The organism is Candidatus Arsenophonus nilaparvatae (genome assembly GCF_045346035.1).
Classification (GTDB): domain Bacteria; phylum Pseudomonadota; class Gammaproteobacteria; order Enterobacterales; family Enterobacteriaceae; genus Arsenophonus; species Arsenophonus nilaparvatae.
The window spans coordinates 1042262-1065946 of record NZ_CP158507.1 but is presented as its reverse complement, the minus strand read 5'-3'; the positions used below and the strand labels follow the sequence as shown (position 1 = coordinate 1065946).

Sequence of the window (23685 nt, the reverse complement as noted above, 5' to 3'; positions counted from 1 at the left end):
TTTTTTATGTTTATTTATCCACTTAATATCAATTAATTTTTTTACTATAATTGTTAGCATTGTTTGCAATTAATAAGGATTTTCATGGATATTGTCGTTAAAGATGCTAATGGCGCACACTTAAGCGATGGGGACAGTGTGCAAGTTATAAAAGATCTCAAAGTTAAAGGAACATCAAAAACCCTAAAACGAGGTACGGCGATAAAAAACATTCGCCTAACCCAAAATAAAGATGAAATTGAGTGTAATGCAGAAGGAATTAAAGGTTTAGTGCTAAAAACCTGCTTTCTGAAAAAAATCAGCTAATTTCAATAAGGAGTAATAAGTAGCAGATAAAAAGGCTTATTACTCCGTTTCTTTAGGAAGTGTCGAGGATATTTCCGGTTCAACTATCGGAAACACCGGTAATGAAGCTAATAAACGAGCACCATACTGCTTGGTTCTTAGTCGTTTATCATAGATAACAATCTCACCATAACAATCATGGCTACGGATCAAGCGACCGACTTGCTGAATTAACGTGAATGAGGCAGTTGGCAAACTTTGTACTTCAAATGGATAAAGATTTAATGTTTTTAACCATTCATTTTCAGTAATAATGATCGGGTTTGTGATCGGTGGAAAAGAAATTTTTTGAATATGTACCTGCGACAAATAATCGCCTTTAAGATCCAAACCTTCAGCAAAGGATTGTAATCCAACTAACACACTAGTGAGTCCTTGATCCACACGTTGACAATGAGTTTCGACCAACCGATAACGCGGTTTATCACCCTGAACCAACAATTGCTCGCGTAACTCGTTAACTTGATTCAAAAAGCCTTCCATTGCTCGTTGACTACTAAACAAAAATAGGATGCCACGATGTTTGCCAGACTGGAGTTGTTGTTTAAAATAATCAGCCATTTCCGCTAAGTGTAATATTTCATTTTGCCAAGTCGGTTCGATTGACATTTTAGGGATCACTAATTGCCCTTGTTTAACATGATCAAAAGAAGCTTCTAAACTAACAAAGCGATCATCTTCACGCTCATTTAACCCGGTTAACTCCGTGAAACGAGCATAACTATCTAATGAACGTAAAGTGGCTGAAGTCACTATGATATGTGGAATATTTTGCCATAACAGCTGATTTAACTGTTCATTGACCCGTATACCCGCACAATGAAAATAGTAATGTAACTGATTTTTGTCATAATGACGGCTCAACCATTTGGATACTGGCGCATTTGATGACGTTTCACAGCCAGCTAAACGCCAAAGTTTAACCATATTTTGCCAATAACTGAGCATCTTACTGCTGATTAACAGGCTGCGATGCAAAGTAGCAGCATCATGTTTGCCAGTTTGTTCAGACAAGTGCTCGACTATTTTTTCAGTCAGCACAACAAAATCATGGCTGAGTTGCAAAAGTTGTTGGCAACAAACATTTAATTCCGCTGGTAATTGGCCTAATTTAAACAGATAAATCGGATCCTGACTATTGTCAGGTAATAAATGCTGAGTAATAGCCATAACCTGACTAAAGCAATCAATTAATTTTTGTCGGTGCCGGATTAAATGATTAGTTTTGGCGAGTTTTGGTGGTTTAACTGGGCAGTAGTGGCTCAAATAGTGCTCTATGTGACGTACAAAATTATCTAACTGCGCGGTCAGATGAGGTAAAGTAATATTCGCTTCAACTTCCAAGCTATCTCGGGCTACATCTGCGATATGATGCCCTTCATCAAGGACTAACAACATCTTTTTAGCCTCAGGTAAAACCGAGCCACTTTCCATCGCTGCCATCACCAATGCATGATTAGTAACGATAACATCAACTTGCTCAATTTTCCATCTGGCCAAAAAAAATGGACAGCAATGATAAAACTGACAATTTCTGGCTAAACATCCAACTTTATCGGTACTGATTTTTTGCCATAAACTATCATCTAACGCTGTTTTATAATGATCTCTTACCCCATCCCAATGACCGGCGATAAAATCAGCATGTAGCTGCTGACAAACCGTGCGCTCTTGTTGACTGGTTACCGCCATCTCCTGCTGCAATAACAACATCAAGTCAATCTGCGGCTGATCTGCCGCACAAATAGCAGTCAAATTGTGTGGGCACAAATAACGCCTACGGCCAAAAATAGCAATAAATCGTAGATCAGGAATAATTTTAGCTAACAAAGGGAGATCTTTATGTAAAATTTGATCTTGCAAGGCAATATTGGCCGTACTGATGACTAAGTGCTTGCTATTTGCCCGACTAATAGCAATACCCGCAATTAGATAAGATAGGGTTTTCCCCACTCCGGTTGGTGCTTCAATAACCAGATGACGGCCTTGTTCACCTGATAATGTCTTAGCTACTTCGGCGATCATTTGCCGTTGGGCAATACGTGGAATAAAGCCGTCAATATAAGTCGATAGCGATTTATACCAAAGACTTATCTGATTTTTAATTGTGTTAGATAGCGCCATAGAAATCTTATATAAAAATATCAACCATTTTGATGAGTATAAAACGATAAAAATATTAAATTTATCATAGTGTTTTATCAATAAGATAAAAATTTAATCCAGATTTAATTTCTCACAAAAAATCGATATACTAGTTTTAGTTAACACTCAACCCCAAGTTAAATTATTGCTTATTATAGAAGGGTATTATGTACGAAGCATTTTTTGTTAGCCCGCAATGGCTTCATCGGCATTTAACGGATGAAAATATTGTCCTAGTTGATGCTTCTGCGCCGCCACCTACCGATCCAACTGATTATCAACAACGATATTATCAAGAACATATTCCCAGTGCGCAATTTTTCAATTTGGATATTGTTGCTGACCAAAGTAATAATCTGCCTCATATGCTACCTGATGAAATAACTTTCACTCTAGCGGTTGAGCAATTAGGCATCAGCAATCATCATCAAGTTGTTATTTATGATCAAGGCGCACTATTTTCCGCCCCGCGTGCCTGGTGGACCTTTAAAACATTAGGCTGTAATAATGTTAAAATTTTAGCCGGAGGGCTATGCGGATGGAAAAAAGCGGGCTATTCGCTAGACTCCGGTCTGTCTGCGGTACGTGAAAGACAGCAGTTCGTTGCTAAATGTATTACTGATCAAGCTTTATCCCAACAACAAGTCATCACCCTTCTTCAACAACCTAATGTCCAATTTATCGATGCACGCCCCACTGCCCGTTTCAGTGCACAGCAGCCAGAACCGCGCCCAGGATTACGGATGGGACATCTGCCAGGCAGTAAGAATGTTCCTTGGGATTGGTTAGTCAAGGAAGGTTGTTATAAATCACCGGCAGAGTTAAAAGCTATTTTTGCCAAACAACAGGTTGACATTATGCAGCCCACAGTCATTAGCTGTGGTTCTGGTATGACTGCCGCTGTAGTGTTACTTGCTTTAATACTTTTAGGTAATAAGAATGTCAAACTTTATGATGGCTCATGGGCTGAATGGGGTCAAGATAATGGATTACCGATTGAAACGAAGTAAAATAAAAACATAACTGCTAAACTGGCAATTATGTTTTTATATGAGAAATGCTTATTATCTTTAGATAGTGGGCTATGGGCGACCGACCATTCCGGCGATAAAAAGGACAACGATAGCACCAATTACGGCAACAATAAAACTGCTTAAATTAAAGCCATCCACTTTGCCTTTACCAAAGAAGGTACTGATATAACCGCCGACAACTGCGCCGACAATACCGAGGATAATGGTCATGATAATCCCCATATTATAAGCACCTGGCATGACCCACTTAGCAATAATACCAGCGATCAAACCAAAAATAACCCAGGACAAAATACCCATACACACCCTCCGAAATATCCAACATATCAAATAAGTTAAAAAACTAACTTGCTAACATTTCAAATATATGAACACTTTTTAGTAAAGAACCTAACCGCCAGAAATGCAAATAGATAAGCTATTTTTTATCAAAAATTTGTGATAATCATTTTATATTAGTCGATTAGGAGTCTTATAATATGTTGTATTTTATACTGTTTTTTAACTATGCTGTGACAAATCAACAAAAAGTATGACGTTCAATTATATTAGCAATAGCGGCTGATTTTTTCTCTACTCTAATCTGATTAAATAACTCAGCTGCTTCAACATACTTTTTACGCAAATAACCTAACCACTGTTTAATACGCGCGGCGTGATATTGACCTCTATCACCTTGTTTTTCCAGCTGAATATATTTAAACAGAATTTGCATAACCTGCGGCCAAGCCATCGGTTCAGCTTGATATTTGATCACTTGAGCCAGGTTAGGAACATGTAATCCACCTCGTCCAATCATCAACGCGTCACAGCCGGTTATCTCCCTGCACTCATTTGCACTATGCCAATCCCAAATTTCGCCATTGGCGATAACCGGTATAGTTAATTTTTGGCGTATCTGGCCGATGGTTAGCCAATCGATTTTTTCTGCCCGATACCCCTCTGCCTTAGTTCGACCATGAATGATAATTTCTGTCGTACCAGCCTGTTGCACCGCATCGGCAATTTCAAATGCCAGACAACGATCATCCCAACCTAACCTGACTTTTACTGAAGTAGGTAAACTCGTAGGTACTGACGCCCGGATCGCCTTAGCAGCCTGATATATCCGCTCAGGATCCTTTAGTAGTGTCGCCCCACCGCCATGGCCATTAACTGTCGGAGACGGGCAGCCACAATTGAAATCTACCCCCCAAGAGCCTAACTCTACTGCTCGTGCCGCATTTTCAGCTAACCATTGCGGATGCTGACCCAGTAATTGAATACGTACTAATGTACCTGATACAGTTTTACTTGCTTGATATAATTCAGGGCAAATTCGATAAAATGTTTTGGTTGGCAATAAACTATCCACCACCCGCAAAAATTCGGTGATACAAAGATCATATTCGTTAACTTCAGTTAATAACTGACGCACCAAAGAGTCGAGAACCCCTTCCATCGGGGCGAGTAATATTCGCATTTATCCGCTACCTGGATTTTTTTGGTGCTAAAGCTTTAGTATTAACGTTGCTATTTGTCGGTTGTTTTAGTGGTTTACTCTTAGCATGAGAAGCTTTTGCTACCGATTTACGTCTGCGTTGTTTGCTTGCTGGGCTCTTTTTTGGCGTTGGTTCTGGCTTAATAGTCGGATCAGGTTCATAGCCTGCGAGTGCCATACGCGGGATACTCTGTTTTAACAATCGCTCAATCGCTGTTAATAAACTTTGCTCATCAATAGCAACTAGCGAAACTGCCAAACCTGTCGCTGCCGCCCGCCCAGTACGCCCAATGCGATGTACATAATCCTCTGCTACATTGGGTAATTCGTAATTCACCACATAGGGTAGCTGTTCAATGTCCAATCCTCTGGCAGCAATATCGGTTGCCACCAGAACTCTAATCGCGCCTGATTTAAAATCTGCCAGCGCCCGCGTTCGCGCGCCTTGGCTTTTATTACCATGGATCGCCATCGCTTTAATGCCATCCTTAATCAGATGTTCAGTTAAGCGATTAGCGCCAAATTTAGTGCGGGTGAAAACCAATACCTGCTGCCAGTTTTCACTGCCAATCAGATAAGAAAGCAATTCAGCTTTACGTCGCTTATCAACAAAATGAATAAGCTGTTTGACCTGCTGTGAAGCGGAATTACGTGGTGCCACTTCCAATATGGTCGGATTATGCAGTAAGCCATTTGCCAACTGTTTAATTTGGTTAGAAAAAGTGGCTGAAAAAAGTAAATTTTGGCGTTTTGCCGGTAATTTATTTAATATCCGTCGAATATCATGAATAAATCCCATATCTAACATTCGATCAGCTTCATCTAATACTAAAATCTCAACCTTTGACAAACTAACGGCATTTTGCTGCACTAAATCAAGCAAACGACCTGGGGTTGCCACTAAAATGTCAACTCCTCCCCGTAATTTCATCATTTGTGGGTTGATACTGACACCACCAAAAACCACCAGCGATTTTAAGCGCAAAAATTGGCTATATTCACGCACATTTTCTCCAACCTGAGCGGCTAATTCACGAGTTGGTGCCAAAATTAACGCCCTAACCGGTTTTTTGCCTTTTACAACAACAGGCGTATGACTAAGATGCTGTAATATAGGTAAAACAAATCCGGCGGTTTTACCTGTTCCTGTTTGCGCGCTGGCCAACAGATCTTTTCCAGCTAATATGGCCGGGATTGCCTGCTGCTGAATTAAAGTCGGCTTTTCGTATCCGACCGCTTTAATCGCCGATAAGATCTCTTCAGATAAACCCAATGAGTTAAAACACATAAATATAAAATACTCCAAGTTTCAGTTGACTTAATTTCAGTCAACTGAATATAAAAACCATCACTATAAGCTATTAAAAATGGCGGTTAATGACAGTAAAATAATTGATTACTGACAACCGCTATCACCAACTAATAAAAACGAAATAAAATAATTAACATAAATTCATCAAATAACCATTAACCTGATAAAATTAAATATGCATAACCTTATTTTATTCCATATTATTGAACTATTTTAAGGATGCTATGAAAAAAAATCTGCGCTTATTATCTATTGCTATCATCTGCCTACTTATCGTTATTATAGTGGCTGGATACTACTACTATCAAACCTATCAGAATAAAACGCTCATTCTGTATGGTAATGTTGATATTAGAACGGTCAACTTAAGTTTCAGAGTCAACGGTAAACTTCAGACACTGAATGTCGATGAAGGGGATAAAATTAGCGCCGGTCAGATCTTAGCTTCTCTTGATAATACTCCCTATCAAAATAGCCTGCAACGCGCGACAGGTATTCTTGCTAGCGCAAAAGCCAAATTAGATATGTTAGAAAGTGGTTATCGTAGCCAAGAAATTGCTCAGGTTGAAGCCGAAGTGGCGCAACGGCAAGCAGCCTGGAAGTATGCTAATAGTTTTTACCAACGCCAACAAGGGCTTTGGACACAACGGGTGATTTCCGCCAATGACTTGGAAAATGCGAAAAATAATCGAAACCAAGCGCTTGCAGCGCTAAATGCAGCAAAAGATAAATTAAATCAATTTCAGACCGGCTATCGTACTGAAGAAATAGCCGCCGCGCGAGGTGAATGGGAACAGGCGGTCGCTGCATTAGCGCAAGCAAAGCTGGATCTGGCAGATACGATACTAACCACACCCTCGCCGGGTACTATCCTAACCCGTGCCATTGAGCCAGGGACTATTCTTACTGCCGGCAGCACTGTTTTTACAGTTTCGTTGATCCGACCTGTCTGGGTTAGAGCTTATGTCAGTGAACCTCATCTCGGCAAAGCAATACCTGGGCGAGAAGTATTACTTTATACCGACAGTCGTCCAGATCAACCCTATCATGGCACTATCGGTTTTGTCTCACCAACCGCAGAGTTTACGCCTAAAAGTGTACAAACCACCGACTTACGTACCGATTTAGTTTATCGTATTCGGGTCATTGTTAATGATGCTGACGATATGTTGCGCCAGGGTATGCCGGTGACGCTTCATTTTGCAGAAAAAAAATACTAAGGCTTAATGAATGGTCAATACTGTTCATAAGATTACATTGACTGAGGTCGAAAAATGCTTTTCTGGTTTAGCTTCACCTGCGGTGGCAAAACTCACCACTGAGATCACCGGAGGTTCAGTGACCGGCTTAGTTGGACCTGATGGTGCAGGAAAAACAACGCTAATGCGTATGCTGGCTGGTTTATTAAAACCCGATAGCGGTAATATCACTATTATGGGCTTAGATCCGATTAGTCAAGGTGTTGACGTCCGTCGCAATCTTGGTTATATGCCACAAAAATTTGGTCTTTATGAAGATCTCACCGTACAAGAAAATCTGGATCTATATGCCAGTTTATGTGGCGTGATAGGAGAAAGCCGCCAACAAATTTATCAGCAATTACTAGATTTTACCGACCTTAGCCGTTTTACCCAACGACTGGCAGGTAAACTGTCCGGGGGCATGAAACAGAAGCTTGGCCTGGCCTGTACATTAATCAGTCGGCCAAAAATCCTGTTGCTAGATGAACCTGGCGTGGGTGTTGATCCTATTGCTCGTCAAGAGCTTTGGCGAATGGTTCATGAACTGGCAAGCGATGGTATGCTGATCCTTTGGAGTACATCCTACTTAGATGAAGCTGAACAATGCCGAGATATTTTACTGTTAAATCAAGGGCAACTACTTTATCGGGGGATACCGCAGGCATTAACTAATAAAATGGCTGGACGCTCATTTTTACTGCAAGTTCCAGCATCAAAACGCCGCGCATACTTACAAGATGCACTATTATTACCACAAACTACCGATTGTGTTATCCAAGGGCACTGTATTCGCCTGATCTTAAAACAAAACAGCCAGCAAACCGATTTCCTTACCAGTCTGAATTTAGCGGATAGTAAACTTATTACCGCTAAACCCCGTTTCGAAGATGCTTTTATTGATTTATTAGGTGGTAGCCCATCGCAACGTTCTGAGCTTGCGGAAATTATGCCGCAAATTCCAGCTGATCCGACTGAAACCGTCATTGAGGCACAAAACCTTAGCAAACTATTCGGTGACTTTGCCGCTACGGATAATGTTAACTTTACGGTTAAACGCGGTGAAATTTTTGGCTTGCTAGGTCCTAATGGCGCCGGCAAATCAACAACATTTAAAATGATGTGCGGATTAATGGTACCAAGCACAGGCAGGGCATTAGTCTTGGGGATGGATCTAAAAATAAGCTCGAATAAAGCCCGCCAACATCTTGGCTATATGGCGCAAAAATTTTCACTGTACGGTAATTTAACAGTTGCTCAGAACTTAAAATTTTTCTCTGGTATTTATGGCCTTAGTGGCAGTCAGCAACAGCAAAAAATTAGTAACATGATCAAGGCCTTTAATTTAAATCCAATACTGCAACAAACCACCGATGAATTGCCATTAGGCTTCAAACAGCGACTAGCCTTGGCCTGCTCATTGATGCATGAACCGGACATACTTTTCTTGGATGAACCCACTTCAGGTGTGGATCCCCTGACGCGAAGAGAATTTTGGTTACATATTAACGACATGGTAAATAAAGGCGTTACCGTAATGGTTACCACTCACTTTATGGACGAAGCGGAATATTGCGATCGAATTGGCTTAGTTTACCACGGTAAAATTATTGCTGCTGGCACACCCGATGAATTAAAAAGCCAAATCGCCACGGCAGAAAATCCGGATCCGTCGATGGAACAGGCTTTTATTAGTTTGATAGTTAACTATGACCGAGGGAAACAATGAGCCAAACAGAAAAACAATCAGCCCACGAAGCGCAGTTTTCCTGGCGTCGTTTACAGGCCCTGTGTATTAAAGAAAGTAAACAGATTTTACGTGACCCCAGTAGTGCGCTGATTGCCGTCGTTATTCCATTAATGCTACTATTTATTTTTGGCTACGGCATTAATCTGGATTCAAGTAAATTACGGCTTGGCATTTTGGTCAATCAACAAAATAATCAAGTGCGAGAATTTGTCGCTACCTTTACCGGATCCCCTTTTATTGATGCGACAATTAGCGATAATCGAACATTGCTAATAGATAAAATGCAAGCAGGCGAAATCCGCGGTATGGTAGTGATCCCGGTCGATTTTGCCAGCCAGCTTAATCGTCCCTCAGGGCATGCATCGATCCAGGTTATTACCGATGGTAGTGAGCCGAATACCGCCTATTTTGTACAGGCTTATGCTAAAGGCATTTGGCAAACCTGGCAGCAGCAACAAGGTGAAAACGCCGGTTATGCTACTCAACCATTAATTGTTACTGAATTACGCTTCTGGTTTAATCCAGCAGCCATTAGCCAACATTTTATTATTCCAGGTGCAATTAGTATCATTATTACCGTAGTCGGTGCCATTCTGACTTCATTGGTGGTTGCCCGCGAGTGGGAACGCGGCACAATGGAAGCCCTACTTGCCACCCAAATAACCCGCACAGAATTGCTGCTTTCCAAACTATTACCTTATCAATTGTTAGGCACCTTTGTCATGCTACTTTGCATGTTAGTCACGGTCTTTATTTTGCATATTCCTTATCGTAGTTCACTATGGTTGTTATTTATTATTACCAGTCTCTACTTGGCTACTGCCCTTGGTATGGGATTACTGATATCTACCTTAACCCGTAACCAATTTAACGCCGCTATCGTTGCATTAAATGCCGCTTTTTTACCTGCCATCATGTTGTCAGGGTTTATTTTTGAAATTGATAGTATGCCGATAGTTATTCAATGGGTAACGTATTTGATCCCAGCTCGTTACTTTGTTAGTAGTTTACAAACTCTATTTCTGGCCGGTGACATTTATGTTGTCCTGTTGACCAATTTTCTTTTATTAGCCACCACCGCCATCATCTTTATTGGGCTAACTGCATTAAAAACGCGTCGCAGACTTGATTAGGGAGAGAATATGCTACACCGTCTCTATACACTGATTATCAAAGAATTACAGTCACTACTACAAGAGCCTCAAACCCGCGCAATATTGATCCTACCGGTTATTTTCCAAATGATCTTATTTCCACTGGCCGCTACTTTAGATGTCACTAACACTACAATAGCTATCTTTAATGCGGATAAAGGCCAAGATTCGATTGAATTAACACAACGATTGGCAAAATCGACGACTTTCTCTAAAGTCTTACTACTTAATAATAATCAACAAGTTGCTGAAACAATCAATAATCGTAAAGCACTTTTAGTGGTACATTTTCCGCAAAATTTTAGTGCTCAACTGGCACAAAGAAAATCGACGCCGGTTCAACTAATACTTGATGGTAGAAATTCTAATAGTGCTCAAATCGCCGCTAACACAGTTAGCCAGGTTATTGAAAATTATCAACAACAATTAACAAACCAGCAGATAGCGCATAATAATAGCGAATTAATCATTCGTCATTGGTATAACCCTAATCTTGATTACAAATGGTTTATTGTTCCATCCTTGGTAGCATTAATTACTACCATTGGTGTATTAGTCGTCACTTCATTGTCAATTGCCCGTGAGCGTGAACAAGGCACACTTGATCAGTTACTGGTTTCACCCCTGACTACCTGGCAGATCTTTATCGGTAAAGCAGTGCCAGCATTACTTATTGCCACCTTTCAGGCAACATTGGTGCTGATTATCGGGATTTTCTGTTACAAAATTCCATTTTCCGGTTCATTGTTTATTTTTTATACTACGATGGCAATTTATGGTTTGTCATTAGTGGGTTTTGGTTTATTGATCTCCGCTATATGCTCAACTCAGCAACAAGCGTTTATTGGTGTGTTTGTCTTTATGATGCCGTCAATATTGCTATCAGGTTACGTCTCACCTATAGAAAATATGCCGGCTTGGTTACAAAATGTCACCTGGATCAATCCTATTCGACATTTTACTGATATTACTAAACAAATTTATTTAAAAAATGCCGATTTGGCCGTACTATGGCACAATTTGTGGCCATTACTGATTATTTCATTATTTACCACAAGCCTGGCTTATTGGTTATTTCGCCGAAAAATTGCCTAAATGGTAAAATAAAAAATCCCGCTAACATTATCAGCAGGATTTTTTTAACAAACAGATTAAATTAACGACGATCGCCTAGAATACGTAACATCATTAAGAACAAGTTAATAAAATCTAAATAGAGTGTCAATGCACCAAGAATAGCGTATTTACGCATACCTTCTTGATCTCGACTATCAATTTGGCTGCCCATGTCTTTCAGTTTCTGTGTATCATAAGCCGTCAAACCTGCAAAAATTAATACACTGGCGTAGGTGATAACCAACGTTAAGCCAGAACTTTGCAGCCAAATATTGACCAATGAAGCAATAATTAGCCCGATTAGTGCCATAAATAAAAAACTACCCATACCACTTAAACTACGTTTGGTTGTATAACCATAAAAACTAAGTGCCCCAAACATAGCAGCAGTGATAAAGAAGGTACTGGCAACCGAAGCGCCAGTGTAGGCAACTAATACGAGAGAAATGGTTAAGCCTGTCAGCGCCGAGTAGAGCATAAACATGGCCGTTGCCAGCGCGCCACTCAATTTGGGCAACAGAAATGATAATCCTATGACTAATGCAAATTCAGCAACAATGAGGCCTATCAATACCCAACTATGCGTCGCCAGATACATAATAATATTACTATTATTAATCGCATACCAAGCAACAAACGCAGTTAATAACAAACCTACCGTCATCCAGCCGTATACTTGCGCCATATAGGTTTGAATACCTGCGCCAGCGCGCTGGACGATCGAATCATTTTGATGTTCAAATCGATCCATGATGATTACCCTCATCACTTGCGTTAAAGATAAAGCTATTTAGTAAACTAAATAACTCAGTAAACTTAAATTAAGTCTATCATAATTTCTGGCTAAAACCATGGTTTGATATGCGCAAATAAGAGAAGGTTTTACATTACTTTTACTTTATTTAGCTAAATTTCAATAAATTGAAATAAATTCAATAAAAATTGTGTTACCAACGCTGAAATGCGGCTTGATCACTCGCTCTGGCCTCAACCCAACGACTGTTTTGCCCTTGAGCTAAATGCTCTTTTTTCCAAAATGGCGCTTTTGTTTTCATATAATCCATAATAAATTCTGCCGCTAAAAAAGCGCTACTACGATGATCGCTAGTAACACCCACAAACACGATTTCCTCACCCGGCTGTAAAGTACCAATCCGATGAATAATACAGATGCGTTGCAACTGCCAACGACCACGCGCTTCATTGGCAATATCCTGTAACGCTTTCTCTGTCATGACTGGATAATGTTCAAGAGTGAGGGTGTTAATACTATCACCCAAGTTGTGATTACGCACTTTACCAGTGAAAGTAACCACCGCACCATCATCATAACATTGTGCTAACCATTCATATTGTTCACCAACATTAAAATTCGCTTGTTGAATAAGCAATCGTGTATTTGTCATTTATCCTCCCGTTACCGGTGGAAAAAATGCGATTTCATCGCCAGCAGTTAATGGATGATCTGACTGTACAAAGGTATGATTGACCGCAAAAAGCAGTTTTTTGTGATCTAGTGCTAATGCCCAGCGCTCTCCACGTTGGCTTAATGCATCACGTAATTCTTCTACGGTGGAATAACGATTTTCTAACTCTAACCTATCAGTGCCTGTCAATTCACGGACTTGGGCAAAGAAAAGCACTTTAATCATGGTGTTACCTTAAAATCACCGGATTTCCCACCCGTTTTTTCCAATAATCTAACCGCACTAATCACCATATCTTTCTGCACCGCTTTACACATATCATAAATGGTTAATGCGGCAATTGATGCAGCGGTCAACGCTTCCATTTCAACGCCAGTTTTACCGGATAACCGACAATATGACTCAATTCGAATGCGATTATTGCTTGTTTGTGCTTCCAGTAAAACTTCCACTTTACTGAGTAATAGTGGATGGCAAAGCGGGATCAGATCCCACGTTTTTTTAGCGGCCTGAATACCAGCAATCCGAGCGGTAGCAAAAACATCACCTTTATGATGACTACCATTGATAATCATATTAAGCGTCTTAGCATTCATTGTTATAAATGCTTCAGCCCGCGCTTCACGTATGGTTTCCGCTTTAGCAGCCACATCCACCATATGCGCCTCACCCGCTGAGTTGATATGGGTTAATTGAGACATTTTAAGCTCCTTGAGATCGCTAAAAATCGCATTTATCCCCCAATAATTGAAAGATTTGACGTGATACCACTATCTCCTTGATGAAGAAAATGGCTTGCACGTTTTAACTGTAATTCTGCCCGAATACGTGCTTTTAATGCCTCAGATTGGGATGCATCAACCAATAGATCGCGTAAAATAATACTGCGCTCGCCAAACAGACAGAGATGAAGATGACCGATAGAAGAGACCCGTAAGCGATTACAACTTTGACAAAAATTCTGCTCATAAGGCATGATTAAACCAATTTCACCATAGTAATCAGGGTGCTTAAAAACCTGGGCCGGTCCATCAGAACGACAGCGTGGTATTTGCTGCCAATTTTGCTCTAATAACCGCCGCCGGATCTTTTCGCCTGAGACATGGTGACGACGAAATATTTTATCACTCTCGCCAGTTTCCATTAATTCAATAAATCGTAGTTGGATTGGCCGCAGTTTGATCCAGTTGATAAAACTCGCTAAATTACTGTCATTGATGTTTTTCATCAACACAACATTGACTTTTATTTTGTCATAACCTGCCTCTAAAGCAGCATCAATCCCGGCCATGACTTGAAAAAATTTATCTTGCCCAGTAATGGCTAAAAACTGTCGCGGATCAAGACTATCAACACTGACATTAATATCCGTTAAACCGGCATTTTTCCACTGGCTAACATTTCTGGCCAGTCGATAACCATTAGTAGTTAGGGCAATTTTCTTGATCGCATGGTTTTGTTTGATGGTAGCAATAATGTCAATAAAATCACGGCGCATGGTGGGTTCGCCGCCGGTTAAGCGAATTTTTTCGGTACCAAGCTCAGCGAAAGCTTTAGTCAGAAAAGCAATTTCCTGCAACGATAAAAAGGCTTGATCACCATTCGATTTATATCCATTTGGTAGACAATATGTGCAGCGAAAATTACATACATCCGTTATGGATAGTCTTAAGTAATAGAATTTACGGGCAAAAGTATCAATAAGTTGAGTCATAATAACGCCTTTCCAAATACGGGAGATGCAGGCATTTCTACCTTGCACCCTGGTGGCTGATAAATGCCACGGCCTCAATACCCTATTTAAATGTTAAGTTCACAAACTTAGGTAAAAAGGCTAGGAGTTAATAACACCACATACAATAATAGCGTAATGTGATGATTGCTATAAATCTTATTGCTAAATATTTTAAAAAGCGATTAAGCACTCAAATCTATAGGTTGCAATTCAACAAGTTAATCAATTAGCGGAAAATAATGTAATATAAAAGAATGACAAAGTTATTGTTTAATATCACGTTAATTCAATAAGGTCTGATATTTGATAATCAATTATGTCAAACCGCTATCAGCAAATAATAAAATAGGGGAAGTAATGCATAATCGCAGTATTCTTAATAATTTAGGCCAAGTTGTCGCGCTGGGTGGTGGTCATGGCTTGGGTCGGGTGATGTCATCCCTTGCCTTTCTAAATTCTCAATTAACAGGGATTGTCACTACAACCGATGATGGTGGCTCTACCGGTCGAATTCGCCGTTCTGAAGGTGGTATTGCCTGGGGAGATACGCGCAACTGTTTAAACCAATTAATTACGGAACCGTCGATTGCATCAACTATGTTTGAATATCGTTTTGCCGGTAACGGTGAACTTGGTGGCCATAATCTGGGTAACTTAATGCTAAAATCGCTTGATCATCTCAGTGTTAGACCGTTAGATGCGATCAACTTAATTCGTAGTCTATTAAAAGTGAAGGCGCATCTTATTCCTATGTCCGAGCAACCGGCTGATTTACTGGCAATCGATTTGATGGGCAATGAAATCTATGGCGAAGTTAATGTTGATCAACTCACCTCTCTACCACAAAAATTAATGTTATCTCCTCAGGTAAGTTGCACGCCAGAGGCTCTCGATGCTATCCATAATGCTGATTTGATCATCATTGGCCCAGGTAGCTTTTTAACCAGCCTGATGCCTTTATTTCTAATGAATGACCTAACGCAAGCATTACAAGCATGCCGGGCAGCAATCATCTATATTGGTAATCTTGGTAAAGAACTAAACCAACCCGCTGCCAATATGCAACTAACCGAAAAAATTGCAATGATTGAAAAACACATTGGCCAACAGAAAATTGATGCGGTTATCGCTGGTCCAGTAACCAATACATCAAGCCTACCAGATCGAATCGTGCTCCAAAGAAAACTGGCTGACCAAAATGTCTGTTACCGCCATGATCGAGACTTATTGCGCCAGGCTATTGAAGACATGGCACACAAAATTCATCAACTTAAACCTTTTAATTTATCTCCTTACCCGAATGCCAGCTAACGGCTTGCTTGGCACCCACCCCGCCTTAGAGGGCGTGGCTGCACCGCACTGCGGATAAAAATTGTCTAATGCTTTAAGAATTAGCAATAAACTGTTCACGTAGCAATTGAATTTGATCGCGTAAACTGGCTGCTTGTTCAAATTCAAGATCTTGTGCATAACGATACATTTGTGCTTCTAACGCCTGAATTTTAAGCTCCAATTCTTTGGTCGAAAGTTTCTGATAATCTTCGATAATCGGTGATACTTGCGGTTGTTTATGTTTACCTTTTGCCGATACTGGTACACCGACTTGTAAAATATCGCCAACTTTTTTATTTAAACCTTTAGGTACAATACCATGCTGTTGATTAAAGGCGATTTGCTTTTCGCGACGACGTTCCGTTTCTTTAATCGCTTTTGCCATTGAATCAGTAACCTTATCGCCATATAAAATAGCTTTACCTTTCAGGTTACGCGCTGCACGCCCAATCGTTTGAATTAATGAACGCTCTGAACGTAAAAATCCTTCTTTATCTGCGTCTAAGATAGCAACTAGTGATACCTCTGGCATGTCCAACCCTTCACGCAACAAGTTGATGCCCACTAAAACATCAAATACGCCTAATCGCAAATCACGAATAATTTCGACCCGTTCAACGGTATCAATATCTGAATGCAAATAACGAACCTTTATGTCATGTTCTTGCAGATAATCGGTCAAATCTTCTGCCATTCTTTTGGTTAACGTTGTTACTAGTACCCGTTCATTTACCGCTGTACGCAAATTGATTTCAGATAACAGATCATCAACCTGAGTGGCTACCGGACGAACTTCAATTTCGGGATCGAGTAAGCCAGTTGGCCGCACAACTTGCTCAATAATTTCATTTGCCGATTTTTCCAATTCATACTTACCTGGCGTGGCAGAAATATAAATTGTTTGTGGGGAAAGTGCTTCAAATTCCTCAAAACGTAATGGGCGATTATCCAACGCAGAAGGTAAGCGAAAACCATATTCTACCAATGTCTCTTTACGCGAGCGATCACCACGATACATACCGCCAATCTGTGGGATGCTGACATGCGATTCATCAATAACTAATAAACCATCTGCGGGTAAATAGTCAAACAACGTTGGTGGTGGTTCACCGGTTGCACGACCAGAAAGATAACGTGAATAATTTTCAATACCAGAACAATAACCCAATTCATTCATCATCTCTAAATCAAACTGGGTACGCTGTGTTAACCGCTGCTCTTCAACAAGTTTACTATTTTCCAGTAGTAATTTACGTCTTTGTGCCAATTCAGTTTTAATCTGCTCCATGGCTTCAAGGATACGCTCACGCGGAGTTACATAGTGGGTTTTAGGATAAATGGTAAATCGCGGTACATTATGTTGGATCTGTCCGGTTAAGGGATCAAAAAGCGCTAGCCGTTCTACTTCCTCATCAAATAATTCAACTCTTAACGCATATTGATCTGATTCGGCAGGAAAAATATCAATCACTTCCCCCCTAACTCTAAATGTACCTCGCTGAAATGCTTGATCATTGCGGCTATATTGCAAATCGGCCAGACGGCGTAAGATAGCTCGCTGATCAATAATCATACCTTTGGTTAAATGAAGCATCATTTTTAGATAGCTATCAGGATCACCTAAACCATAAATCGCTGATACCGAAGCAACAACAATAACATCACGTCTTTCAAGCAGCGCTTTAGTGGCAGAGAGTCGCATCTGTTCAATATGTTCGTTAATAGAAGCATCTTTTTCAATAAAGGTATCGGAGCTTGGAACATACGCTTCTGGTTGATAATAATCATAATAAGAAACAAAATATTCCACCGCATTGTCAGGGAAAAAAGCCTTCATCTCACTATACAATTGTGCAGCCAACGTCTTATTGTGAGCCATTACCATTACCGGGCGGTTAACCTGCTCAATAACATTAGCGATAGTGAATGTTTTACCCGATCCGGTGACACCAAGTAAGGTTTGATGAGCCAATCCATCATTAAGACCTTCGATTAATTTCTTTATCGCTGCAGGCTGATCACCGGCAGGTTGAAATTCAGCATGCAATTTGAAGACTTTACTCATCTAACCCTCTCTACTAAAAATATTTCTTTATCATACTGGATAAAAAAACAGTTTCAATGACAGCAGAAATAAAAACCCAGTTTCACCCACAACCAATTATTTACATATATTTATCATTTTAATAACTTAGTTATCCCCAAGCTTTTTTTACCTTGAATTATATTTTATGCTAATCAGCCAATGTAAAACTTTATTATATATCATTTCAGACTTGATTTTATATAACATGTTAATATTTATAAAATTTTACTTCAGAGCCGAGAATGGCATCAACTGCCAGCCAAGCCTCATCCCATCTCGGTTAGCGTAACTTTTCTAGATCTAATACACAAGGTTATCCACAGGAATAGTGGATAACTCAAGAAATTCTTTTCAGCACCAATAGTTGTAAGATTTTCACTTGAGCATTGGCAAAAATTTTTGCCAAAAAAATAATCACAAAAAAAAATTTTTTTATAAGAAAAAAAAAAGAAAAATAGCATTTCATTTGTTGCAATTAAGCTAATTCAAGCAAAATATGGCTAAAGTGGCATAACGCTTTAGCCCCAAAATTACTCCTATTACAGTAGGTTATCTAAATTGACAAATTTGCCAATCGAATGAGATTGCCAATTCGGCAAATGCGGAATAACGCCTAAACATGGTGCGGACAGCCGTTGCTGTAATGTTAACAAATAATCCTGCTGATATTGACCCGGTAAAACAATTTCATTAGCCACCCAGCCTGCCAATAATAAGCCACTTTGCTCAATGGCCTGTGCGGTTAATATTGCATGGTTAATACAACCCAATTTAATGCCAACTGTTAATATCACTGGCAATTGCTGTTGTATAACCCAATCAGCCAAAGTGTGCTCAGCACAAAGCGGTGTATACCATCCACCAGCACCTTCGACAATAATCCAGTTAGCAGATTGTGTTAATTTATTTAATCCTGTATGCATTATCTGCCAATCGATAAGCTCCCCTGTTAGTTGACTAGCAATATGGGGTGAAGTTGCTTGAGCAAAAACGATCGGATTAACATCATGGTAATTCAGTTTCACGCTACTATTTTTTCTTAATAATTGAGCATCTGAATTTCTTAAGCCAATAGTTAACTGTTCACTGCCTGAAGCTACCGGTTTATAGCCCGCTGTTTGATAACCCTGATCGGCAGCTGCTTGTAGCAGCGCACAGCTGACGACAGTCTTACCCACATCTGTGTCAGTTCCAGTGACAAAAAAACATCTATTCACGATATAACATTCCATAAACCAGTTGATAAGTTAAGGGAAATTGCTGATTAATATGAGGATAATGATCAACCAGTTTAGCTAACTGGTTTTTTGTCATTAGACCCTGCTGCTGACGCCCATCCGTTAGATAAGTCGCGCCAATACCCTTTATAGATTGAAGTAAACAGGCAAATGTAGGGTAAGTTAAATGCCAGCAACGCTGTTCTAAACTATGCGGCCAATCACGACAAGCCTGCTTAATTTGTTCAAAAGTCATAAAAGAATTAATGTGCCGGTTATTATCAACTTTTTGCCAACACTGTTGTAGCTCTTGTAATGAGCCATCGACTAAAGTAGAAAAAGCAACGACCCCACCCTTTTTAGTAACACGATATAACTCACTTAATGGGGTAGATAAATTACTACACCACTGAATAGCAAGATGACTAAAACAGAGATCAACACTTTCATTGGCCAGTGGTAACCTCTCCATATCGGCTTGGATATAGCTCATAGCCGCTTGCTTTTGTTGAGCAATGGCTAACATTGATGCCGACAGATCGAGGGCAATAACCCGTTTTCCGGCTAACTGCCACTGAGCACTGAAATAGCCGGTACCACAGCCAGCATCCAGCACTTTTTTACCAGGTATTGCAGATAAGCAATTAAACAGATGTTGGCCACTTTGTTGTTGAAATAAGGCAATATTGTCGTAATTTTTGGCCGCCCGGCCAAAAGCATGAGCAATCGCTTGCTTATTCATCGGCGTCGTTGTTAAAGAAGTCATTTAATGTTTCCATTAACTGTGCAATATCGGCTAATTGATGATTTGCCATTAAGGTGATCCTTAATCTTGCACTACCCGCTGGTACCGTTGGCGGCCGAATAGCTTGCACCCAAAATCCTTGCTGGCGTAAAAATTGAGATAACTGTAAACAGCGTTGATTACTACCAACAATGAGTGGCTGAATTGCGCTAGTTGAATTTAATAGTGGCAATTGAAAGTGGTTGGCTAATTGACGAAAATAATCAATATTGCGCTGTAAATTGGCTCTTAACTCATCTGCTTGACGAATTTGTCTAACCGCCTCAGTTAATGCCACTGCTTGAGCCGGAGGCATTGAAGTACTATAAATCAAATGGCGAGCATATTGCAGAAAATAGTCAGCGGTGTTTTCATCACAAAGCAGTGCCGCACCACTAAGACCAAAAGCTTTACCAAATGTCACCACCAGCAGTTCAGGCTTTATCTTATGTAGATAACAACTACCTCTGCCTTCATGGCCTCTTATGCCAATACCATGGGCATCATCCACTAATAACCACGCCTGCGCTTGCCGCGTCACTGCATGTAATTGAGCTAAAGGGGCACTATCGCCATCCATACTAAATATACCTTCAGTGGCAACCAGTGTTTTACCATTATGATTGGTCGCCAAAAGATGCCTTAAGGCGTCAGGTTGATTGTGGGCAAAACGTTGTAATCTAGCTGGCGATAACATCGCGGCTTCCAGTAAGGATGCATGACTGAGTTTATCGGCCACAATATGATCATTTTTGTTCATTAAGGCCGTTATTACACTTTGATTTGCCGCATAGCCGGAAATAAATAACAAAGCACGGGGGTAACCTAACCAATCGGCAAGCTGTTGCTCTAATTGGGCGTGAGCGCAATTAAAACCGATAACATGACCAGAGCTTCCACTACCTGTCCCATATTGGCTTAATCCTGTTTGCCAGGCTTTAATAATTGCAGCATGATGACTTAATCCCAGATAATCATTACTTGAAAAATTGACATACTGCTGTTGTTCAAAGATTAGCGTACACGCATCATTTTTTTTTATTAGCTGCCGCTGCCGCCACAATGCTTGCTGCTTGCGCATATCAAGTTGACGAGTTAAAAATGTTGACCAATTCATTATAGTGCCGCGTTATAAAACTGTTCCGTATCCACTTGCATCATCGCTTCTTCCAGCCGCTCAATTTGCTGGTGGTGAGTCAAGGCGGTTGCAAGCGGTTGAGGATTAATATTTAGCTTGCGAAAAAGTTGCTGATCTTTATCTTCTTTGGGATTAGCGGCCGTCAATAACTTACAGCCATAAAAGAGGGAGTTAGCCCCGGCCATAAAACAGAGTGCTTGCATCTGTTCATTCATCTGTTCACGACCAGCAGAAAGCCGGACAAAGGAGGTTGGCATCATAATACGGGCAACAGCGATGGTGCGAATAAAGTCAAAAGGATCGACATCTTCATTATCTTCAAGGGGCGTTCCTTTTATTTTTATTAGCATATTAATCGGCACACTTTCAGGAGCCTGCGGTAAATTAGCTAATTGAACCAATAGCGCCGCCCGATCAGCCACCTTTTCACCTAAACCAACAATTCCACCAGAGCATACCTTCATGCCTGCCTGACGAACTACATCAATCGTATCCAGCCGTTCTTGATAGGTTCGAGTGGTAATAATACTGCCATAAAATTCAGGTGAGGTGTCCAAATTGTGATTGTAATAATCAAGTCCAGCCTCCGCTAACCGGTGTGCTTGCTGATCATTTAATTTACCCAGTGTCATGCAGGTTTCTAGGCCTAACGCTTTGACTTCTTTCACCATGGTTTCGAGATAAGGCATATCGCGTTCATGGGGATTGCGCCAGGCAGCGCCCATACAAAAACGGGTTGAACCGGCTTTTTTGGCTTGTTTAGCCGATTCGATCACTTGCTGGACTTCTAATAGTCGCTCGGCTTTTAATCCGGTTTTATAGCGAGCACTTTGTGGGCAATATTTGCAATCTTCCGGGCAGGCGCCGGTTTTAATGGAGAGTAAAGTACTAATCTGGATCTGTTGAGGATCAAAATGTTGACGATGAACTTGCTGAGCTTGAAAAAGTAATGCAAAAAAAGGTAAATCAAATAGTGCTTGTGCCTGGCTAAGTGTCCATGGTTTTTCCATCTTCACCATTCTCTCTTCTGAAACAAAAAGTATTGCCAGTTTAAATAACTGCGTTATCATGTAAACTAAAATAAATATAATTAGTTGACTATGGATAATGAAAATCGACGATCTTAATTTTGATGCGAAACATATTTGGCACCCATACACTTCAATGACCAAACCAATACCAGCCTATCCTGTCGTGCGCGCTTCAGGTGTCGAACTTGAATTAGCTGATGGCAGAAAATTGATTGATGGTATGGCTTCCTGGTGGGCAGCAATTCACGGCTATAACCACCCCGTACTCAATCAAGCCGCTACAGAGCAATTAACGAAAATGTCCCATGTAATGTTTGGCGGCATCACACATCCGGCAGCGACTGCTTTGTGCCGACAATTAATCGATATAACTGATGATAAATTAGAGTGTATTTTTCTGGCTGATTCCGGCTCAGTTGCGGTCGAGGTGGCATTAAAAATGGCATTACAATATTGGCAGGCGCGAGGCGAAGCGCGCCACCAGTTTATTGCCTTACAACAAGGATATCATGGTGATACCTTTGGTGCTATGTCAGTTTGCGATCCGGAAAATTCGATGCATAGTCTTTATCGGGGCTATCTACCCGAACATATTTTCGTGCAAGCACCTCAATGCGGTTTTTATCAACAATGGCAAGCTGACTCTCTGATCCCATTACAAAAAATACTAACCGAACGGGCAGACAAAATTGCTGCCATTATCGTTGAGCCGATCGTTCAGGGAGCGGGCGGTATGCGAATTTATCACCCTAATTATTTGACGGCTGTGAGAGAATTATGCGATCGCTATAATATTTTGCTGATTGCCGATGAAATCGCCACCGGTTTTGGCCGTACCGGCAAATTATTTGCTTGTCAACACAGCGGCATTGCGCCGGATATTTTATGTTTAGGTAAAGCGCTAACCGGTGGTTATGTTACTCTGTCAGCCACTCTGACCAGCCGTTCTATCGCAGACACTATCAGCCTAGGTAAAGCCGGCTGTTTTATGCATGGGCCCACTTTTATGGGCAACCCACTAGCCTGCGCGATCGCTGATGCGAGCATAACATTACTAAGGAATAGCCCATGGCAAAAATGGGTGAAAAACATTGAAACTCAATTAATGGCTGAACTCTACCCACTGCGAGATCAACCACAAGTTGCTGACGTGCGAGTTTTAGGCGCAATTGGTGTTGTTGAAATGAAAAGCCCCGTCAATGTGCCTGAATTACAACGTCATTTTGTTGCTGAGGGAGTCTGGATCCGGCCATTTGGTAAATTAATTTATTTAATGCCACCCTATATTATTACCGCTGAACAGCTGACTAAGTTAACGCAAGCGATAAAAAAAATAGTCATCAAGCTGTAAATTAAAAATA

At 40.6% G+C, this 23685-nt stretch carries 22 protein-coding genes and 1 riboswitch; of the genes, 8 read left to right on the top strand and 14 right to left on the bottom strand.

The genetic code is table 11. The features are described 5' to 3' along the window. Positions 1 to 84 precede the first annotated feature (84 nt). Positions 85 to 306 (top strand): alkylphosphonate utilization protein, encoded by a 222-nt coding sequence (locus WH390_RS05160; protein WP_032115359.1) that lies wholly within the window; start codon positions 85 to 87, stop codon positions 304 to 306. Between the two features lie 39 nt (positions 307 to 345). On the opposite strand, the gene dinG is transcribed toward WH390_RS05160, so the two are convergent. Continuing rightward, a complete protein-coding gene (dinG, locus tag WH390_RS05155; protein ID WP_032115358.1) occupies positions 346 to 2469 on the bottom strand; it encodes an ATP-dependent DNA helicase DinG in 2124 nt (707 codons plus the stop codon). A 188-nt stretch (positions 2470 to 2657) separates the two neighbouring features. Between dinG and sseA the strand changes: the two genes are divergently transcribed. After that, the gene (gene sseA, locus WH390_RS05150) at positions 2658 to 3500 is read left to right on the top strand and encodes a 3-mercaptopyruvate sulfurtransferase (RefSeq protein WP_032115357.1); all 843 of its coding nucleotides are present in this window, start codon (positions 2658 to 2660) and stop codon (positions 3498 to 3500) included. Between the two features lie 72 nt (positions 3501 to 3572). On the opposite strand, the gene WH390_RS05145 is transcribed toward sseA, so the two are convergent. The 3 genes from WH390_RS05145 to rhlE all read right to left on the bottom strand — a co-directional run bounded on the left by WH390_RS05145 (position 3573) and on the right by rhlE (position 6292). Then, on the bottom strand, positions 3573 to 3824 hold the full coding sequence (locus WH390_RS05145; protein WP_026822154.1) for a GlsB/YeaQ/YmgE family stress response membrane protein: 252 nt from the start codon (positions 3822 to 3824) through the stop codon (positions 3573 to 3575). Between the two features lie 220 nt (positions 3825 to 4044). Further along, positions 4045 to 4986 (bottom strand): tRNA dihydrouridine(16) synthase DusC, encoded by a 942-nt coding sequence (dusC, locus tag WH390_RS05140; protein WP_032115356.1) that lies wholly within the window; start codon positions 4984 to 4986, stop codon positions 4045 to 4047. A gap of 7 nt (positions 4987 to 4993) precedes the next feature. Next, the gene (gene rhlE / locus WH390_RS05135) at positions 4994 to 6292 is read right to left on the bottom strand and encodes an ATP-dependent RNA helicase RhlE (protein WP_032115355.1); all 1299 of its coding nucleotides are present in this window, start codon (positions 6290 to 6292) and stop codon (positions 4994 to 4996) included. 248 nt (positions 6293 to 6540) lie between these two features. Here rhlE and hlyD point away from each other — a divergent pair, with 248 nt between their 5' ends. From hlyD to WH390_RS05115, 4 genes are read left to right on the top strand one after another with little or no spacing between them, the layout of a single operon-like run. Next, entirely contained in the window at positions 6541 to 7536 is a 996-nt protein-coding gene (gene hlyD / locus WH390_RS05130) for a secretion protein HlyD (RefSeq protein WP_032115354.1), read from the top strand. Positions 7537 to 7546: 10 nt separating this feature from the next. After that, a complete protein-coding gene (locus tag WH390_RS05125) occupies positions 7547 to 9283 on the top strand; it encodes an ATP-binding cassette domain-containing protein (RefSeq protein WP_032115353.1) in 1737 nt (578 codons plus the stop codon). Continuing rightward, positions 9280 to 10437 carry an ABC transporter permease gene (locus tag WH390_RS05120; RefSeq protein ID WP_032115352.1) on the top strand — a complete coding sequence of 386 codons (1158 nt, stop codon included), beginning with the start codon at positions 9280 to 9282 and terminating at the stop codon, positions 10435 to 10437. Before WH390_RS05125 ends, WH390_RS05120 begins: the two co-directional genes overlap by 4 nt. Before the next feature lie 9 nt (positions 10438 to 10446). Further along, on the top strand, positions 10447 to 11553 hold the full coding sequence (locus WH390_RS05115) for an ABC transporter permease (protein WP_032115351.1): 1107 nt from the start codon (positions 10447 to 10449) through the stop codon (positions 11551 to 11553). 61 nt (positions 11554 to 11614) lie between these two features. On the opposite strand, the gene WH390_RS05110 is transcribed toward WH390_RS05115, so the two are convergent. From WH390_RS05110 to moaA, 5 genes are all read right to left on the bottom strand, one after another. Further along, a complete protein-coding gene (locus WH390_RS05110) occupies positions 11615 to 12325 on the bottom strand; it encodes a Bax inhibitor-1/YccA family protein (protein ID WP_032115350.1) in 711 nt (236 codons plus the stop codon). Between the two features lie 196 nt (positions 12326 to 12521). Beyond that, positions 12522 to 12980 (bottom strand): molybdopterin synthase catalytic subunit MoaE, encoded by a 459-nt coding sequence (gene moaE, locus WH390_RS05105; RefSeq protein WP_032115349.1) that lies wholly within the window; start codon positions 12978 to 12980, stop codon positions 12522 to 12524. Continuing rightward, a complete protein-coding gene (moaD, locus tag WH390_RS05100) occupies positions 12981 to 13226 on the bottom strand; it encodes a molybdopterin synthase sulfur carrier subunit (protein WP_032115348.1) in 246 nt (81 codons plus the stop codon). Continuing rightward, entirely contained in the window at positions 13223 to 13702 is a 480-nt protein-coding gene (moaC, locus tag WH390_RS05095) for a cyclic pyranopterin monophosphate synthase MoaC (protein ID WP_032115347.1), read from the bottom strand. Before moaC ends, moaD begins: the two co-directional genes overlap by 4 nt. Before the next feature lie 32 nt (positions 13703 to 13734). Further along, positions 13735 to 14715, bottom strand: a complete 981-nt coding sequence (gene moaA, locus WH390_RS05090) for a GTP 3',8-cyclase MoaA (protein ID WP_032115346.1) — start codon at positions 14713 to 14715, stop codon at positions 13735 to 13737. Beyond that, positions 14705 to 14854: riboswitch (molybdenum cofactor riboswitch) on the bottom strand. Its footprint overlaps the gene before it by 11 nt. Positions 14855 to 15093: 239 nt before the next feature. On the opposite strand from moaA, the gene yvcK reads away from it, so the two are divergent. Beyond that, the gene (yvcK, locus tag WH390_RS05085; protein ID WP_052044871.1) at positions 15094 to 16047 is read left to right on the top strand and encodes a uridine diphosphate-N-acetylglucosamine-binding protein YvcK; all 954 of its coding nucleotides are present in this window, start codon (positions 15094 to 15096) and stop codon (positions 16045 to 16047) included. Positions 16048 to 16120: 73 nt separating this feature from the next. Here yvcK and uvrB read toward each other — a convergent pair whose 3' ends face one another. The 5 genes from uvrB to bioB form a co-directional block, all read right to left on the bottom strand. Next, positions 16121 to 18133 (bottom strand): excinuclease ABC subunit UvrB, encoded by a 2013-nt coding sequence (uvrB, locus tag WH390_RS05080; RefSeq protein WP_032115345.1) that lies wholly within the window; start codon positions 18131 to 18133, stop codon positions 16121 to 16123. A gap of 560 nt (positions 18134 to 18693) precedes the next feature. After that, on the bottom strand, positions 18694 to 19371 hold the full coding sequence (gene bioD / locus WH390_RS05075) for a dethiobiotin synthase (RefSeq protein ID WP_032115344.1): 678 nt from the start codon (positions 19369 to 19371) through the stop codon (positions 18694 to 18696). Continuing rightward, positions 19364 to 20137 carry a malonyl-ACP O-methyltransferase BioC gene (gene bioC / locus WH390_RS05070; protein ID WP_032115343.1) on the bottom strand — a complete coding sequence of 258 codons (774 nt, stop codon included), beginning with the start codon at positions 20135 to 20137 and terminating at the stop codon, positions 19364 to 19366. Before bioC ends, bioD begins: the two co-directional genes overlap by 8 nt. Continuing rightward, positions 20106 to 21272 carry an 8-amino-7-oxononanoate synthase gene (gene bioF, locus WH390_RS05065; protein ID WP_032115342.1) on the bottom strand — a complete coding sequence of 389 codons (1167 nt, stop codon included), beginning with the start codon at positions 21270 to 21272 and terminating at the stop codon, positions 20106 to 20108. The genes bioC and bioF overlap by 32 nt, the downstream gene beginning before the upstream one ends. Beyond that, positions 21272 to 22303, bottom strand: coding sequence for a biotin synthase BioB (gene bioB / locus WH390_RS05060; RefSeq protein WP_406850722.1), 1032 nt, complete (start codon positions 22301 to 22303; stop codon positions 21272 to 21274). Before bioB ends, bioF begins: the two co-directional genes overlap by 1 nt. A gap of 97 nt (positions 22304 to 22400) precedes the next feature. Here bioB and bioA point away from each other — a divergent pair, with 97 nt between their 5' ends. Continuing rightward, positions 22401 to 23675 carry an adenosylmethionine--8-amino-7-oxononanoate transaminase gene (gene bioA / locus WH390_RS05055; RefSeq protein ID WP_032115340.1) on the top strand — a complete coding sequence of 425 codons (1275 nt, stop codon included), beginning with the start codon at positions 22401 to 22403 and terminating at the stop codon, positions 23673 to 23675. The last annotated feature ends 10 nt before the right edge of the window (positions 23676 to 23685 follow it).

Excerpts from the sequence above, each read along its gene's own strand:
- WH390_RS05160 (WP_032115359.1), top strand. The coding sequence starts at position 85 with ATGGATATTGTCGTTAAAGATGCTAATGGCGCACACTTAAGCGATGGG.
- dinG (WP_032115358.1), bottom strand. The coding sequence starts at position 2,469 with ATGGCGCTATCTAACACAATTAAAAATCAGATAAGTCTTTGGTATAAA.
- sseA (WP_032115357.1), top strand. The coding sequence starts at position 2,658 with ATGTACGAAGCATTTTTTGTTAGCCCGCAATGGCTTCATCGGCATTTA.
- WH390_RS05145 (WP_026822154.1), bottom strand. The coding sequence starts at position 3,824 with ATGGGTATTTTGTCCTGGGTTATTTTTGGTTTGATCGCTGGTATTATT.
- dusC (WP_032115356.1), bottom strand. The coding sequence starts at position 4,986 with ATGCGAATATTACTCGCCCCGATGGAAGGGGTTCTCGACTCTTTGGTG.
- rhlE (WP_032115355.1), bottom strand. The coding sequence starts at position 6,292 with ATGTGTTTTAACTCATTGGGTTTATCTGAAGAGATCTTATCGGCGATT.
- hlyD (WP_032115354.1), top strand. The coding sequence starts at position 6,541 with ATGAAAAAAAATCTGCGCTTATTATCTATTGCTATCATCTGCCTACTT.
- WH390_RS05125 (WP_032115353.1), top strand. The coding sequence starts at position 7,547 with ATGGTCAATACTGTTCATAAGATTACATTGACTGAGGTCGAAAAATGC.
- WH390_RS05120 (WP_032115352.1), top strand. The coding sequence starts at position 9,280 with ATGAGCCAAACAGAAAAACAATCAGCCCACGAAGCGCAGTTTTCCTGG.
- WH390_RS05115 (WP_032115351.1), top strand. The coding sequence starts at position 10,447 with ATGCTACACCGTCTCTATACACTGATTATCAAAGAATTACAGTCACTA.
- WH390_RS05110 (WP_032115350.1), bottom strand. The coding sequence starts at position 12,325 with ATGGATCGATTTGAACATCAAAATGATTCGATCGTCCAGCGCGCTGGC.
- moaE (WP_032115349.1), bottom strand. The coding sequence starts at position 12,980 with ATGACAAATACACGATTGCTTATTCAACAAGCGAATTTTAATGTTGGT.
- moaD (WP_032115348.1), bottom strand. The coding sequence starts at position 13,226 with ATGATTAAAGTGCTTTTCTTTGCCCAAGTCCGTGAATTGACAGGCACT.
- moaC (WP_032115347.1), bottom strand. The coding sequence starts at position 13,702 with ATGTCTCAATTAACCCATATCAACTCAGCGGGTGAGGCGCATATGGTG.
- moaA (WP_032115346.1), bottom strand. The coding sequence starts at position 14,715 with ATGACTCAACTTATTGATACTTTTGCCCGTAAATTCTATTACTTAAGA.
- yvcK (WP_052044871.1), top strand. The coding sequence starts at position 15,094 with ATGCATAATCGCAGTATTCTTAATAATTTAGGCCAAGTTGTCGCGCTG.
- uvrB (WP_032115345.1), bottom strand. The coding sequence starts at position 18,133 with ATGAGTAAAGTCTTCAAATTGCATGCTGAATTTCAACCTGCCGGTGAT.
- bioC (WP_032115343.1), bottom strand. The coding sequence starts at position 20,137 with ATGACTTCTTTAACAACGACGCCGATGAATAAGCAAGCGATTGCTCAT.
- bioF (WP_032115342.1), bottom strand. The coding sequence starts at position 21,272 with ATGAATTGGTCAACATTTTTAACTCGTCAACTTGATATGCGCAAGCAG.
- bioB (WP_406850722.1), bottom strand. The coding sequence starts at position 22,303 with ATGGAAAAACCATGGACACTTAGCCAGGCACAAGCACTATTTGATTTA.
- bioA (WP_032115340.1), top strand. The coding sequence starts at position 22,401 with ATGAAAATCGACGATCTTAATTTTGATGCGAAACATATTTGGCACCCA.